13 protein-coding genes are annotated in these 14,273 nt (G+C 64.0%); 8 read left to right on the top strand and 5 right to left on the bottom strand.

The window, feature by feature from the left end; genetic code table 11:
• Nucleotides 1-104 precede the first annotated feature (104 nt).
• Together EN850_RS16995 and EN850_RS16990 are read left to right on the top strand one after the other, a co-directional pair.
• A complete protein-coding gene (locus tag EN850_RS16995; protein WP_135916184.1) occupies nucleotides 105-542 on the top strand; it encodes an SRPBCC family protein in 438 nt (145 codons plus the stop codon).
• A 9-nt stretch (nucleotides 543-551) separates the two neighbouring features.
• A complete protein-coding gene (locus EN850_RS16990; RefSeq protein WP_136091819.1) occupies nucleotides 552-2,069 on the top strand; it encodes a zinc-binding dehydrogenase in 1,518 nt (505 codons plus the stop codon).
• 6 nt (nucleotides 2,070-2,075) lie between these two features.
• On the opposite strand, the gene EN850_RS16985 is transcribed toward EN850_RS16990, so the two are convergent.
• On the bottom strand, nucleotides 2,076-3,359 hold the full coding sequence (locus tag EN850_RS16985) for a D-tagatose-bisphosphate aldolase, class II, non-catalytic subunit (protein WP_136091818.1): 1,284 nt from the start codon (nucleotides 3,357-3,359) through the stop codon (nucleotides 2,076-2,078).
• Nucleotides 3,356-4,309: a sugar kinase gene (locus EN850_RS16980; RefSeq protein WP_135916187.1), complete on the bottom strand. Its 954-nt coding sequence runs from the start codon at nucleotides 4,307-4,309 to the stop codon at nucleotides 3,356-3,358. Before EN850_RS16980 ends, EN850_RS16985 begins: the two co-directional genes overlap by 4 nt.
• 248 nt (nucleotides 4,310-4,557) lie before the next feature.
• Here EN850_RS16980 and EN850_RS16975 point away from each other — a divergent pair, with 248 nt between their 5' ends.
• A complete protein-coding gene (locus EN850_RS16975) occupies nucleotides 4,558-5,592 on the top strand; it encodes a LacI family DNA-binding transcriptional regulator (RefSeq protein WP_127870590.1) in 1,035 nt (344 codons plus the stop codon).
• Here EN850_RS16975 and EN850_RS16970 read toward each other — a convergent pair.
• The 3 genes from EN850_RS16970 to EN850_RS16960 all read right to left on the bottom strand — a co-directional run bounded on the left by EN850_RS16970 (nucleotide 5,580) and on the right by EN850_RS16960 (nucleotide 8,724).
• Entirely contained in the window at nucleotides 5,580-6,530 is a 951-nt protein-coding gene (locus EN850_RS16970) for an alpha/beta hydrolase (RefSeq protein WP_136091817.1), read from the bottom strand. The genes EN850_RS16975 and EN850_RS16970 overlap by 13 nt on opposite strands.
• Nucleotides 6,531-6,548: 18 nt before the next feature.
• Nucleotides 6,549-7,697, bottom strand: coding sequence for a Gfo/Idh/MocA family oxidoreductase (locus tag EN850_RS16965; protein ID WP_136091816.1), 1,149 nt, complete (start codon nucleotides 7,695-7,697; stop codon nucleotides 6,549-6,551).
• A 265-nt stretch (nucleotides 7,698-7,962) separates the two neighbouring features.
• Nucleotides 7,963-8,724, bottom strand: a complete 762-nt coding sequence (locus tag EN850_RS16960) for a DeoR/GlpR family DNA-binding transcription regulator (RefSeq protein ID WP_136091815.1) — start codon at nucleotides 8,722-8,724, stop codon at nucleotides 7,963-7,965.
• A gap of 162 nt (nucleotides 8,725-8,886) precedes the next feature.
• Between EN850_RS16960 and EN850_RS16955 the strand changes: the two genes are divergently transcribed.
• The 5 genes from EN850_RS16955 (at nucleotide 8,887) to EN850_RS16935 (ending at nucleotide 14,270) form a co-directional block, all read left to right on the top strand.
• Nucleotides 8,887-9,687 (top strand): class I fructose-bisphosphate aldolase, encoded by an 801-nt coding sequence (locus EN850_RS16955; RefSeq protein ID WP_136091814.1) that lies wholly within the window; start codon nucleotides 8,887-8,889, stop codon nucleotides 9,685-9,687.
• Between the two features lie 3 nt (nucleotides 9,688-9,690).
• Nucleotides 9,691-10,674 carry a PfkB family carbohydrate kinase gene (locus tag EN850_RS16950; protein WP_136091813.1) on the top strand — a complete coding sequence of 328 codons (984 nt, stop codon included), beginning with the start codon at nucleotides 9,691-9,693 and terminating at the stop codon, nucleotides 10,672-10,674.
• 56 nt (nucleotides 10,675-10,730) lie between these two features.
• The gene (locus EN850_RS16945) at nucleotides 10,731-11,876 is read left to right on the top strand and encodes an ABC transporter ATP-binding protein (RefSeq protein WP_136091812.1); all 1,146 of its coding nucleotides are present in this window, start codon (nucleotides 10,731-10,733) and stop codon (nucleotides 11,874-11,876) included.
• A 111-nt stretch (nucleotides 11,877-11,987) separates the two neighbouring features.
• Nucleotides 11,988-13,235 (top strand): sugar ABC transporter substrate-binding protein, encoded by a 1,248-nt coding sequence (locus EN850_RS16940; RefSeq protein WP_135932558.1) that lies wholly within the window; start codon nucleotides 11,988-11,990, stop codon nucleotides 13,233-13,235.
• Nucleotides 13,236-13,373: 138 nt separating this feature from the next.
• Nucleotides 13,374-14,270, top strand: coding sequence for a sugar ABC transporter permease (locus EN850_RS16935; protein WP_127275938.1), 897 nt, complete (start codon nucleotides 13,374-13,376; stop codon nucleotides 14,268-14,270).
• Nucleotides 14,271-14,273 lie beyond the last annotated feature (3 nt).

The following is a 14,273-nucleotide window of genomic DNA, read 5'->3' as shown; positions in this document are numbered from 1 at the left end:
ATACGGGGAGAAATGTCCGGCAGGACAATGAGGGTCGGCGCTGACATCAACAGGGAGGGCACACCCAAGCTCGGCCTCCATCGTTCCACTCTCGGCCAGCAAGCATGACCAAGGTCTATGTCTCTTCGGTCATTCCCGCACCGGCGGCGGAGGTCTGGAAGATCGTGCGCAATTTCAACGGTCTGGCAGGCTGGGCGCCGTTCGTCGCCGAAAGCCGCATCGAACAGAATGCGCAGGCCGACCAGATCGGCTGCATCAGGAATTTCACGCTCAAGGACGGCGGTCGCATCCGTGAAAGGCTGCTGGCGCTGTCGGATTACGACCTGTCCTGCAGCTATGCGATTCTGGAAAGCCCGATGGCGGTGGAGAACTATGTCGCCACGCTATCGTTGACGCCGGTCACCGACGGCAATCTGACGCTCGCCGAATGGCAGGCGGAGTTCGACTGCGCCGACGATCGCGAGGCGGCACTCATGCAACAGATCGGCAATGGCGTGTTCCAGACCGCGTTCACCGCGTTAAAGCACCGGTTCGGGCGCTGACGCCGGCCGATGGTCAGGGTTTGCCAGAGCACGATCATCGATGCACCGATCGACGAGGTCTGGGCGATCCTGCGCGATTTCAACGGCCATGATCGCTGGCACCCGGCGATCGCCTTCAGCGAGATCGAAGGCAGCGAGCCGGTCGATGCCGTCGGCTCGGTGCGCCATTTCAGGCTGAACGACGGCGGCGAATTGCGCGAGCAATTGCTGGCGCTGTCCGACAAGGACCGGCGGCTGAGTTACTGCCTGCTCGAAGCGCCGCTGCCGCTGATGGGCTATGTCGCCTCGCTGCGGCTGAAGCCGGTGACCGACGGCGACGCCACCTTCTGGGAATGGCGCTCCGAGTTCAACCCGCCGGCGCATCGCCGCGACGAGCTGGTAAAGCTGGTCACCGAAGGCATTTATCAGGCCGGCTTCGCCGCCGTGCGCGCTCTTCTGCGGCGGCGCAACGCCGGCGCGCCGGTGGAGGCGCGATCATCGCCAGCGATCGTCGCGCCGACCTCATCCGCAAGCGTGCCGCTCGTTGCTTCAAGGGCTGCCGCCGAAACGACCCACGCGATCGTCGTCGAACGCTACGGCGGACCGGAGGAGTTGCAGCTCAGGGACATCGCCTTGCCTCCGCCCGCGCCGGGCGAGGTGCGGATCCGTCACACGGTGATTGGTGTCAATTTCATCGACGTCTACTGTCGCACCGGTTTCTTCGACCTGCTGCGGCCACCCGGCGTGCCGGGCATGGAAGCCGCCGGCATCATCGAGGCGGTTGGTCCGGCGGTATCGGGTTTCTCAATCGGCGACCGCGTCGCCTATGCCTGTCCGCCGGTCGGCGCTTACAGCGAGCGGCGCAACATGGCGCCCGAACTGCTGGTTCGTCTTTCCGACGATATTTCGGACGAGACCGCCGCCGCCGGCCTGCTCAAGGGCGTCAGCGCGAGCTTCCTTCTGCACGATGTTCATGCCGTGAAGCCGGGCGAAATCGTGCTCATCCATGCGGCGGCCGGCGGCGTCGGTCAGTTGCTGGTGCAGTGGGCGCGTCATCTCGGCGCGACGGTGATCGCTACGGTGTCGAGCGACGACAAGGCCCGCATTGTCGAGCGTCTCGGCGCGCACCATGTGATCGTCTATTCCCGCGAGAACTTCGCCGATGCCGTCATGCGGTTGACGGCGGGCAGGGGTGCCGATGTCGCCTATGACGCGGTCGGCAACGACACCTTCGCCGGCTCCCTCGCCGCCCTTGCGGTGCGCGGCCATCTCGTCAGCTTCGGCCAGGCCTCGGGGCCGGTCGGCAATTGGGATATCGGCCGCTTCGCGTCGAAGTCGCTGACCATTTCGCGGCCCAACTATGCCCATTTTACCGATACGCCGGAGAAACTCGCCCCGCATGTCGTCAGGTTCTTCCAGGCGCTCCGCCAGGGCGTGGTCAGGGTCGACGCGCCGACCCGCTACGACCTTGCCAACGCCGCCGACGCTCATCGCGATCTGGAGGCGCGCCGCACCACCGGGGCGCTGGTCCTCGTGCCGGGACCGTAGCCTGGATCAGCCGGTTGCTCTGGCGTAGACATCGAGAATGTCGGTCACGCCGGCGATCAGGAGCTCCCTGGCTTTTGGCGCCACGGATCCGCTCGCCACCCTGCCGTCGAGGCGGCCGAGATACTGGCTGATCAGCGGGGAGGGAATGTCGCGCTCGCCCAGCGCCTGCATCAGCGCGTTCACGGCCTGCCGCGCCGTCGGCACCGGCCAATAATAGCGGATGCGGTCGCTGTAGGAGAAATGGCGTTCGATGCGCTGTTCGGCCTCCGAGCCGTGATAGTAATTCTTCCAGTGGCCCGGCGCCGCCAGCATGGCGCGCTCCATCGCCGCCGGCAGGCTTTCCCGGGATGGATCGGGTGCAAGAATGTCGGCGATATGGCTCAAACCATAAAGCGCTTCGCGCAACGCGAAGGTCAGCCAGGGCCCGACTTTCAGGATGGCGAAGCCATCGTCGACTAAGGCGCTCAGCGCCGCGATAGGCTGGTAGTCGGTCGAATGCGCCTCGAATACGAATTGCGGCAGGTCCCGCGGCGTGCCGGCCAGCGCCTGGGCGCGTTCGGGCCGGTAGGTGATGACCTCGGCATTGCCGAATTCGACGCCGGGCTGGACGACGACGCCAATCGCCCGCGAGAAGGCATGGTCGAGGCCACGCTGGTGGAAGGCCTGCTGGTGGATGCGCACCGTCTCGCCAGCCGCTTCCGGTGTCGTCACAGCCAGATGGTCCATCGCTTCCAGGGCACCGCCCGGCACCGGCACTTCCGTGCCGATCACATAGACAGGCTTGGCGCCGGCTGTTCGTTCAACCGCGGCCTCCGCCACCTCGGCCAGTTCGGCGGCGCGCGCGGCGATCGTCGCGTCGGGTGGTGCGGCACCTTCGCCGGCACAGCCCATGCTGGCGTCCAGGTGGATCTTGGTGAAGCCGGCCTGGGCATAGGCGTCCACCATGCGCGCTGCCTTTTCCATCGCCTCGGGCGCCGGCAGGTGCTTCCAGGGATTGGGGCCGAGATGGTCGCCACCGAGCACAAGCCTGTCCAGGGGAAACCCGGCCTTGCCGGCGATCGTCTCGACGAAGCGGCGGAAATCGCCCGGCGTCATGCCGGTATAGCCGCCTTCGTGGTTGACCTGGTTGCAGGTGGCCTCGATCAGCACATCGGCGCCGCGCGCCTTGCCGTGGCGCAGCGCCGCTTCGATGACCAACGGATGGGCCGAGCAGATCGAGGCAATGCCGGCGCGCTCGCCGGCCGCACGACGCTTTGCTATGGCGGCCAGCCTGTCGGTCGCCTGGCTCATGCCGGTGCTCCGGTCCTGGCGGTCGCGACGAACGCCTCGACAGTGGCCAGCGAGGCGATGCCTTCCATCGGGCCCTTCTTCGTCACCGCCAGCGCGCCGCAGCCATTGGCGATCTCGAGCGCCCTCCAAGGCGCTTCTCCACGCAGCCAGAAGGAGACGAAGGCCGCCGCAAAACAGTCTCCGGCGCCAGTCGGGTCGATTTCCTCGACGACGAAGCCGGGTGAAGCGATGCGCCCCGACCGGTCGTAGTGAACGGCGCCCTGCGCGCCCTTCTTGACGACCACGGCGGAGATGCCGCGGTCCAGCATTTCGCTAGCCGCGCTCTCCTCGTCGGTTGCCTCGGTGAAGGTGAAAAGTTCCGGCCCGCTCGGCAGGAAGACATCGGTCTTGGACAGCACGAAATGCAAGGCGTCGCGCATGCCCGGCAGATCGAGCATCTCCTTGCGAATGTTGGGGTCGAAGGAGACCGTGCCGCCGCGCGTCTTGACGGCTTCGATCCCGTCGCGGACAACCTCGATCACCTCGGGCGAGAACAGCGATGTTCCCATGACGTGAAAATGGTCGGCGCCAGAGAGCAGCGCGCGCGCTTCCGCACCGATCTCGATCAGTCCGGCGGCACTCTGTTTGATGTTGTAGACGAAGTGCCGGCTGCCATCGGTCTCATAGGTGACGAAGGCGGTTCCGGTCGCGGCACCCCGATGGACGGTGATGGCCGAGATGTCGGCGCCGTCGGCGCGCAAGCGCTCTATGTTCAAATGGCCGAAATCGTCGTCGCCCACTGCCGCGATCAGCCCCGCCGGCTGACCGAGCCGCGCCGCCTGGTCGATGAAGATGGCGGGAGCGCCTGACGGAAACGGGCCGACCAGCGGGCCGGCGGCGCGAAAACTCTGGCCGATCCGCTCGGCCATGATCTCGACCAGGATCTCGCCGGCGCAAACCAGTTTCTTCATGTCCTCACCATCTGCCGGACTCTGGTTGCCGTACGCTCCCCCCATGTCCGTGCGAGTTCAAAACCTAAGTTGTTGTTTTCAGAGCGTCAATAAATAATTTGACGTGCGCAATACTTTTGCGTTGTACTGGAAACGTGGAAATTTGACTGAATAAGTTCGGTCAAGCAATGCTGCCTCATCGCGACGGTCGCAAGGCTGATTCTGGCCGGAGCGCGAAGGGCGGCTTTGAGGTAAAGGGCTAAATATAGATGGCGGAGAAGACCCACCGGACGATGGATGATTTCGCCAGGGCGTCCGGCGTGTCGCGGCCGACCCTGTCGAAGTATTTCGACGATCCGGCCAGCGTGAAGCCGGCGACACGGGCGCGCATCGAGGCCGCACTTCGTTCCTCGGACTATCAGCCGAATGTTTTTGCACGCAATCTCAACCGCAAGCGCACCCGCAATGTCGGCATCGTCGTGCCGACGATCACCGATCCGTTCTACGCCGAGATGGTCAGCCGCATCGAACTGCGCTGCCGCGACGAAGGGTTTTGGCCGATCGTCATTTCCTCGCACGGTTCGCCGAAGCTGGAGGCGGAATCGGTCAGGACGCTGATGTCGCTGAAGGTTGCCGGCGCCATCGTCGCTCCTTTGGGACGGGTCTCCGAACCTGGCGTCTTCGAGCGGATGAGCGAGGACATCCCGATCGTCTATTTCGACACTTACATCGAAGGCGACACGCCGTTCGTCGGCAATGACAACCACCAGAGCACCTCGACGATCGTCGATTATCTCTGCCGGTCCGGCGAACCGCCGGTCTATGTCGACATTCCGCATGTCAACCACAATTCGGGCGAACGTCTGCAGAGCTATGTCGACACGATGCACGCCGCAGGCCTGGAGCCCACCGTTCTCAAGGCGGCGGGCGACTACAGCTGGGACTTCGAGCGCATCGGTCACGAATGGATGGACAGGACGCTCGAGAAAGGCGGCCTGCCGGCCCGCACGCTGCTCTGCGCCAATGACCGTCTCGCCTTCGGCGTCATGTCGGCCGCCTTTTCGCGCGGGCTGAAGATCGGCCGCCGCGCCGATTGCGATTTTCGCGTCGCCGCCCACGATGATCATCCGCTGAGCCGCTACACCTGTCCCGCGCTGACCACCATGGCGCAGGACTTTGCCGCCATGGCCGGCCGCAGCGTCGAGATCCTGCTGGCGTTGCTGGACGAGGCCGATCCGCCCGGCCACGACATGGCGCGCAACGTCAAGCTCGGCGCGACGCTGGTGATGCGTCAGTCGGCCTGAGCCCGCGTCTGGGCGTGGAGCCAGGCCGCCGCCTCGCTCACCGCTTGCCGCGCGGCCAGGATGTGGCGGCCCATGGAGACGAAGCCATGGATCTGGCCCGGCCAGTGCCGCAACACCAGCGGCACTCCGTCGGCGCGCAGGCGCTCGGCATGGGCCGTGCCTTCGTCGGCAAGGATGTCGTGGCCGGCAATCGCGACGAAGGCCGACGGTGCGCCGGCAAGGCTGGAGGCCAGAAGCGGCGAAACACGCCAGTCCGCGATGTCGTCAGGCGTTCGCACATAGCGGTCGCGGAACCAGGCCATGGTGGCGGCGGTGAGCCCGAAGCCGTCGCCGAAACGCCGGTAGCTGTCCGCCGTCTGGCGGGCATCGGTGTTGGGATAGATCAGAATCTGGGCGGCAAGCGGCGGCGCCAGTCCGTCGCGGGCAAGCAGCGCCAGAACGGCGGCAAGGTTGCCGCCGGCACTGTCGCCGGCGACGGCAATGCGGATTGGATCGATGCCGAGGTCTCCGGCATTCCCAGCCATGAAGCGCAGCGCTGCCGCGCAGTCCTCGAGCCCGGCGGGAAACTTGTGCTCCGGCGCCAGCCGGTAGTCGGGACAGATGACGACCGCGTTGCCGAGATTGGCCAGCCAGCGGCAGATCTCGTCATGCGAATCGAGATTGCCGATGACCCAGCCGCCGCCATGCAGATAGAGCAGGGCGCGCGCCCCCATCCGCGCCGCGCCGATACCGCGATGGATGCGGATCGTCACCGGGCCGTTCGGCCCGTCGATCTGCCGTTGCTCGGTTGCCGCGACCGGCTCGCGGTCGCCCTGCTGGGTTGGGAACGAAGCGATATAAGCTGCCCGCGCCGCCGCCACGCTGCCATTCTCGAACGGCTCGCCGCCGGCGGCCCGGCCGATTTCGAGGGCACGCTGTGCATCCGGATCAAGTGTCATCGTGATCTCCATTGGAGGTCAGGCGAGCAGGTCGCGCGCCTCGTCTTCGCCGAGCAGGGCCGGCTGGACGACGTCACCGGCAATGGCGACCGAGCTTTTCGTCTCGCCCGACCGCAGGATCGCTTCCATGATCTCCAGCACATGCAGCGCCAGATTGCCGGACGCGCGCGGCGCTGCTCCCGTCTGCAGCGAACGTGCGAGATCGGCGACGCCGAGCATGCGGTAATTGGCGCGGTCGGGCGCTGCGTAAGGCCAGTTGCGGGCGCCGTAGAGTTCGCCTTCGCTGGCGAAATCCTTCCACTCCGCGCCGCGTTCGGACAGCGAGACGGTGCCGCCGAACGTGTCCGGGTCGGGCAGGCGCAGCGAGCCTTCCGTGCCGTGCAGTTCGATCGGATGGTTGGAATGCCTGAAGACGTCCCACGATGCGCCGAAGGTGACGGTGGCGCCGGAGCGGAATTCGAGCAGCGACAGCACATTGGTCGGGGTGCCCACCTTGAACGTCGTGTTCTTGAACGGCCCTTCGGCCGATATCAAACGTTCCTCCTGGCCCTTCGTCGCCATCGCCATAACGCGCGCTACCGGACCGAGCAGGTTGACCAGCATGGTCAGGTAGTAGGGCCCCATGTCGAACACCGGGCCGCCGCCAGGCTGGTAGTAGAATTGCGGATTGGGATGCCAGTGCTCCATGCCGCGCCCCATCATGAAGGCGGTGCCGGTGACAGGGCGGCCAATGGCGCCCTCGTTCATCAGCCGGCGCGCACGGCGCCCGGCAGCACCCAGGAAGGTGTCCGGGGCCGAGCCGAGCAGCAGGCCGCGTTTGGCCGCCTCCGCCACCAGGCGGCGGCCGTCGCTGGCCGACGTCGCCAGCGGCTTTTCGGTGAAGACGTGTTTCCCTGCCGAGAGCGCCGAAAACGAAATATCGAAATGCGCCGCCGGAATGGTCAGGTTGAGGATCAGGTCGATCTCGGGGTCGGCCAGCAGCGCATCGACACCGAGCGCCCGGATGCCATATTCCTTGGCCCGCAACGCCGCCATGTCGGCCGAAATATCGGCGCAGGCGCGCAGCTCGATACCCCCGAAGAGGGCGGCATTGCGCAAATAGGTCATCGATATGTTGCCGCATCCGATGACACCGATTCCGAGTTTGGCCTGTGAGCTTGCCTGCATTTTAGATCGGTCCTCCCTGTGCCTCATGCTCTGCCGGATCCGCTGCGCCGGCAACGCGTCGTGCCGAGAAAGCGCTATACAACGTTTTAAATATTGACGCGCGTAAAATTTTTATAGAACATGCGGAAATGCTGGCGCGATATCGGGAGGCTGCCGGCGCTTGGGAGGAGAAGATGACAGGCAAAAATCGGCCAGGCGCCGACCCGAATCTCGTGCGTCAGACGCGCATTGAATCCCGGCCACGCGGCCGTGGATCGCGACGGCTTCAGGCATAGATCACCTTGGCCACGGTCCTATCGAGCTGGCTGCGTATCGGGCCGGACAGGCCATCGTCGGTGATCACCACATCGACACCCGACAGCGAAAAAGCCTTGGAGGTTCCGCTGACGCCCCATTTGCTCGAATCCGCAAGCAGAACCACGCGCCGGGCCATGCGCACGAGGTTTCGCTTCGTTCGCGCCATGTCTTCATTCACGTCGACCACATCCAGTGAGGAGTCGATCGCATGCGCTCCGACAAAGACCTGATGCGCCACCAAGCCGCCGAGAGCCGTGTCGGCATCGGTGATCAGCGTGCTCACCGTGTCTGGATAGACCCGGCCACCGATCATGTGAACGTCGAGCCCGGGCCGATGCATCAGATGCTGCACGATATTCATCGCCGTGGCCGCGACCACGACATTGCTGAGCGGCGGTAACTGCATGGCAACCTGCATCAATGTCGAGCCGCCGTCGAAGATGACCGACTGGTTGTCCTCGAACAGTTCCACCGCCGCCCGGGCGATGCGTTTCTTTGCCTCGATGTTGGTTTGCATGCGCCGCGCGAACGCGGCCGTGGTCGAATCCGTGGTCCGGGTCACCGCACCGCCACGGGTCTTGGTCAGCAGTCCCTTGCGGTCCAGTATCTCGAGGTCGGAGCGCACCGTGACTTCCGACACGCCGAAATCGTCGGACAGGTCCTTGATGCGAACCTGTCCGCTGCGTTGCACCTCGCCCAGGATCGCTTGGCGTCTCTGCTCTGACAACATTGCCCCGTCCTTGCCTCCACGCGCCAGGCGATCGCCATGGCCTCGGTTCGTCACACCCAAAATACGCAAATTCGAAAGCTTTCGAAAGATTGATTTTGTGATTTCTTTCGCAAACACTGCGTTTGGGATTTTGAAATCAACCGATTGGAGAATTTTGCAGTCATGAGTCTCGGAACCAAGGTGCGCCTTGCGCGCCTCTTCTCACATCCATCGGGGAACCTTTTTGGCGGCGCGGTCGACCACTTCGTCGGCTATGGCGACGTGCGCAAAGGCGGCCTTGCCGACCTGCCGGGCGCGCTCGCTCGCGTCATGGAAGGTAAGCCCGACTACGTCAGCATCCAGCCCGGCACCGCGCGCCATCTGTGGCCGCAATACGCAGGCAAGGCTTCCCTGGTCATCCAAGCCGGCTGCTTCACCCCGGACGATCGCATCAGCGAACTGATTGCGACGCCCGAGGACGCGGTGCGGGCTGGCGCCGACGCGCTGGCCGTTGCCATTCCGGTGCGCGGCGCGACCGAGGGCAAGTACATTCGCTGGCTGACAGATTCGGTGAACGCGGCGGCCCGTTATGGCATGCCTGTTGTGGCGCATATCTACCCTCGCGATTTCACCGACGGGGCAAAGATCGTCTTCACCCCCGACGAGATCGCCTATGCGGCGCGCATCGGCTACGAGTCCGGCGTCGACGTGATCAAGATCGGTTACACGGGCGATTTCGAGTCGTTTCGAGAGACCGTCCGGACCTGCCCGGTGCCGGTTGTCATCGCCGGCGGCCCGAAGACCGATACGCTGCTCGGCGCCCTTCAGCAGACGGCGGACGCCATCCGTGCCGGCGCGCGCGGTGCCGTGGTGGGCCGCAATCTCTGGGGGCATGGCGATCCGCAGAAGGCGGCCATTGCCTTCCGGAGCGTCATCCATGACGGCCTTTCGGCGCAGGACGCCCTGGCGAAGGCGGGCGCCTGAACCATGCCCACCGTCCCTGCAATCCTCGGCTTCGGAGCGATCTCGATCGACGACATCGTCTATGTCGATCAGCCGTTGTCGGCGGGCAAGGGGAAGGTTCTGCAAAGTGCCCGGGCTTTCGGAGGAAATGTCGCGACGGCCCTTGCCGCCGTCGCGCGGCTCGGCGGAAGCGCCGGATTCATCGGATGGCTTGGCAGTGCCGTGGACGACGCCGTGCTGTGCGATCTCGTTGCGAGCGGCGTTGAAACCGCGTTCGCGCCGCGCCACGCCGATGCGCGCCCGGTGCGCTCACGGATCACGGTCGGTTCGGATGGGGACCGGTTCATCGCCTATGACGACGAAGCGATGCTGGGCACCGCACCGAACTTTCCGGACGAGGTCCTCAGCCGCGCGACAGTCCTGATCGTCGATAGTTATGCGATCGGGTCGCTGGATGTCGTGGCGCGGGCTCAGGGTCTCGGCCTTGCGATCCTCGGCGACGTCGAATGGAACGGCGGTCCAGCCACCGAGAGGCTGATCGCGCTCTGCGACCATCTCATTCTTCCCCTCGGCTTTGCGCGGACCGCCACGGGCCGCCGATCGCCGGCCGAGATACTCGATGCATTGTGGTTGCCGTCGCGGTCCGCCGTGGTTCTGACGGATGGCGGCAGGGGCGTCTACTATCGCGGACGCGACGAAGCCGGGCTGTGGCACCTGCCTCCGCACCGGGTTGAAGTCGTCGACTCGACCGGCGCCGGCGACTGCTTTCATGGCGCCTACGCCCTTGCATTGACGCGCGTCGCCGACACCGCGGGCCGGGTCGCATTCGCGGCCGCTGCTGCGGCTCTTTCGATAACGGGGCGGGGCGGGCGCGAAGCGCTTCCGACCGACGACCAGGTCAAGGAACTCCTGGCATCGACGAACGCGCCGTCGGCAGTCGAACTGAAGCATGCGCGGCTCGATACCGCAACAGAGCCCGAACTATCCGAGGAAATATCTCGCAGGTGAACACAAGCCGAGGATAATCATAAAAATCAGTGGCTTGGACTTGTGGAGGGAGGAAGATGGCAGAAGTCGTTCTTGAGAATATCTGCAAGACCTACGGGAACAATTTTCACGCGATCGACCAGCTGAATCTGTCGGTCGAGGACGGCGAGTTCCTGATACTCGTCGGGCCGTCCGGTTGCGGCAAATCCACCGCGTTGCGGATGATCGCGGGATTGGAGGACGTCACCAGCGGCAGCCTTCGGATCGGCGGTATCGACGTCGTCGACATGCCGCCCAAGGACCGCGACATCGCGATGGTCTTCCAGAGCTACGCGCTCTACCCGCATATGACGGTGTTCGAAAACTTCGCCTTTTCGATGCGGCTGGCCGGCAAGCCAAAGGCCGAGCGCAAGAAGCGCGTCGACGAGATCGCCAAAACCCTTCAGCTGACGTCTCTGCTGGACAGCAAACCCGCGAACCTTTCGGGCGGACAGCGTCAACGGGTTGCGATGGGCCGCGCCATGGTGCGCGAGCCGGCCGCCTTTCTCATGGACGAACCCCTTTCCAATCTGGACGCGAAACTGCGCGTGCAAATGCGCGCCGAAATCACCAGCCTGCAAAAGCAGCTCGGCGTAACGACCATATACGTGACCCACGACCAGACCGAAGCGATGACGATGGGGGACAGGGTCGCGGTGTTGAAAGGCGGCGTGCTGCAGCAGGTTGACACCCCCAAGAGACTCTATGAATCGCCGGTGAACGCTTTCGTTGCCGGCTTCATTGGGTCTCCTTCGATGAACCTTTTCGAGGCGAGCCTGAGGGGCGACGAACTGACGTCCGGCGCCTTGGCCATCCGTTTGCAGGATACGGCCTTCGTCCGCAGGCCGGGCTTGAGGTCCTATGCGGGACGCAAGGTCGTGTTCGGGATCCGACCCGAGGATCTCTATGACAGCAACCTCGAATCGGGCCGCAAGTATCAGACGATACCGGCAAAGGTGACCTCGATCGAGGAACTCGGATCCGAACACATCGTCCATCTCAACATCGATGCGGTCCGGGTGGACTCCGGCGACCCGGACGCGGTGCAGGATTTCGGCCTGGCGTCGAACGCGGTGGCGAGATTCGAACCGGCCAGCACGGTCCGCGCCGGCGCGGAAATCCGCTTGGCCCTGGATGACGCCAAGCTCCATTTCTTCGATCCCGAGACGCATCTGGCGATCTGAAGACCCGCGGCAAGGCCCGCAGGCGAGGGTGAGGCGCCTGCGTAAGAAGACTTCTGAATAACCAGACGGTCGTCCGCATTGTGCGGTCGATCCCCAAAGAAGGAGGAGAAAATGACGTTTCGTATTAAACCCGCAATGCTGAAAATAGCCGCGGCCGCATGGTTGCTCGGCGCAACCGGCGCCCTGGCGGACACGACGCTGGAATTCACCCAATGGTGGGAGCCCGAATTGCCGGCTGGCTCGCTCAGGTCAATCATGGATGAGTTCGAGGCCGCGAACCCCGGCATAAAGGTGACGCTGGTCAGCGGCCCCTACGCGACCACGCGAGACCAGATCTCGGTTGGTGCTGCGACCGGAACGCTCAGCGACGTTGTCGGTCTCGACGGTGCCTGGGTGAACAATCTGAATGCGCAGAACGCGCTCGCCGACATGAATCCGATGATGGATGCGAGCAAGTTCGACAAAGGCCAGGTCGCCGATATCATCAAGGTGGACGGCAAGGCGGTGATGTTTCCGGTCGCCTCCTTCGTCTATCCGGTCTTCGTCAATCTGGATCTCGCCGCCAAGGCCGGCGTGACCAAGCTGCCGTCGACCCGCGCGGAATTTCTCGACGCCGCCAAGAAGATGACCGACGCCAACAAGAACCAGTATGGCTGGGTGCTGCCGCTGTCGCTGCAGTCTCCCGGCGGAGTCCAGAACGATCTGATGTCGTGGGTCTGGGCTTCGGGCCAGTCGATGATGGCGGACGGCAAGCCCGCCCTCGAGGGCAAGCCGGTGGTCGATATGCTGTCCTTCGTCAAATCGCTCAATGACGCCGGCACCATCTCGCCCGGCATCGCCACCAAGACCGAGCAGGAAAAGGTCGAGGAATTCGTCAACGACCGCGTCGGGATGATGATCGACTCGCTCGCGCATGTGAACCTCATCCGCAAGCGCAATCCGAAGCTGAACTTCGACCTGATCCCGGTCCCGGTCGTGGAAAACTATACCGGCAAGCGCGGCCTTCCCTATGCGTCCTGGGGCATCGGCATCTCCGCCGCCTCGAAACATCAGGAGGAGGCCTGGAAACTCGTCCAGTATCTGATGAGCGAAAAGGTGAACGCCAAGCTGGTCTCGCTTGCAAACGCCTTCCCGGGCAACGTCAACGCCAAACCCGACTTCGTGACGTCCGACAAGGCTTTCGGCAAGGCCTTCGAGATCTTCAAGACCGGCTATCTCGCCAACGAGTTCACGGGCCTGCCGGTGGCCGAAGACCTGATGACCCAGTTCGACGTGCAAGCCCAGAAGATGCTTGCCGGCGAGCAGACACCGGAAGAGGCGGCCGCTGCCGCGCAAAAGGGCTGGATGGCGAAATTCTGATCGGCCTGTTCCCCTTTGCTATCTTCGACCGGGTGGCCCGGCTTCGGGCAGGCCACCCGGCAACAACGGATCGGCAATTTGAGATGGACCTGTTTTTGAAGCTTACCTTCTCTTGAAGGCGTATCCCAAGGTTGGCACATGACCCGGCAAAAGCGCTCCCACCACAAGCTGAAACGAGCGGTCGCACCCTACCTCTATCTGTCGCCCTCGCTGCTCATCATCGGCCTTCTGATGCTGTTGCCGATGGTGACGGTGATTGCCTATTCGTTCCAGAACAGCGCCGTGCTGCGTCGTGACCCATCCTTTGCCGGACTGAAGCACTACCAGGCGATCTTCGACGACCCGGTGTTCTGGGCGTCGCTTTGGCATACGCTTTACTTCACATGCATGAGCGTCATTTTCCACATGACCATCGGCATGGTCTTCGCCCTCATGCTGAACAGCGACCGCATCAATCCGACGCTGCGCAACATTCTGCGCGTGCTCTATATCTTGCCCTGGCTGTTTACCGCGGTGATCATCGCCGTGATCTGGCGCCTGCTGCTCGAGCCGAATGGCGTGGTGAACAGCATTCTCATGCAGATCGGCATCATCGGTTCCAAGGTCGAGTGGTTTTCCTCGCCGCAGACCGCGCTGCACGCCGTCACCTTCGCCAACATCTGGGCGGGCTATCCGCTGTTCATGGTCAGCCTGCTCGCAGGCCTGCAAGGCATTCCCAAGGATTTCTACGAGGCCGCCGATATCGACGGGGCGAAGGCCTACCAGAAGCTGATCTTCATCACCATCCCGCAGCTGATGCCGATCATCATCAGCATCTCGCTGCTCGATTTCATCTGGACCATGCAGGTCTTCCCGTTGATCTGGATAACCACGGGCGGCGGTCCGATCTACGCGACCGAGGTCCTCAGCACCTACACCTACAAGCTGGCGTTCTCGAGCTACAACCTGTCTCAGGCGTCGGCGAGCGCCGTGGTCATCCTGCTGATCTCGCTTGGCCTGACGCTGTTCTATATCCGTTATCAGAAGGCTCGGTAGTCA

It is taken from the genome of Mesorhizobium sp. M8A.F.Ca.ET.207.01.1.1 (assembly GCF_004794715.1).
Lineage (GTDB): Bacteria > Pseudomonadota > Alphaproteobacteria > Rhizobiales > Rhizobiaceae > Mesorhizobium.
The sequence above is the reverse complement of the archived record's forward strand: the minus strand, read 5'-3'. Positions and strand labels throughout refer to the sequence as shown.

Coding starts and splice junctions, on each gene's coding strand:
- EN850_RS16945 (WP_136091812.1), top strand. CDS start 10,731: ATGGCAGAAGTCGTTCTTGAGAATATCTGCAAGACCTACGGGAACAAT.
- EN850_RS16960 (WP_136091815.1), bottom strand. CDS start 8,724: ATGTTGTCAGAGCAGAGACGCCAAGCGATCCTGGGCGAGGTGCAACGC.
- EN850_RS16980 (WP_135916187.1), bottom strand. CDS start 4,309: ATGAAGAAACTGGTTTGCGCCGGCGAGATCCTGGTCGAGATCATGGCC.
- EN850_RS16965 (WP_136091816.1), bottom strand. CDS start 7,697: ATGCAGGCAAGCTCACAGGCCAAACTCGGAATCGGTGTCATCGGATGC.
- EN850_RS16940 (WP_135932558.1), top strand. CDS start 11,988: ATGACGTTTCGTATTAAACCCGCAATGCTGAAAATAGCCGCGGCCGCA.
- EN850_RS16995 (WP_135916184.1), top strand. CDS start 105: ATGACCAAGGTCTATGTCTCTTCGGTCATTCCCGCACCGGCGGCGGAG.
- EN850_RS16955 (WP_136091814.1), top strand. CDS start 8,887: ATGAGTCTCGGAACCAAGGTGCGCCTTGCGCGCCTCTTCTCACATCCA.
- EN850_RS16935 (WP_127275938.1), top strand. CDS start 13,374: ATGACCCGGCAAAAGCGCTCCCACCACAAGCTGAAACGAGCGGTCGCA.
- EN850_RS16990 (WP_136091819.1), top strand. CDS start 552: ATGGTCAGGGTTTGCCAGAGCACGATCATCGATGCACCGATCGACGAG.
- EN850_RS16985 (WP_136091818.1), bottom strand. CDS start 3,359: ATGAGCCAGGCGACCGACAGGCTGGCCGCCATAGCAAAGCGTCGTGCG.
- EN850_RS16950 (WP_136091813.1), top strand. CDS start 9,691: ATGCCCACCGTCCCTGCAATCCTCGGCTTCGGAGCGATCTCGATCGAC.
- EN850_RS16970 (WP_136091817.1), bottom strand. CDS start 6,530: ATGACACTTGATCCGGATGCACAGCGTGCCCTCGAAATCGGCCGGGCC.
- EN850_RS16975 (WP_127870590.1), top strand. CDS start 4,558: ATGGCGGAGAAGACCCACCGGACGATGGATGATTTCGCCAGGGCGTCC.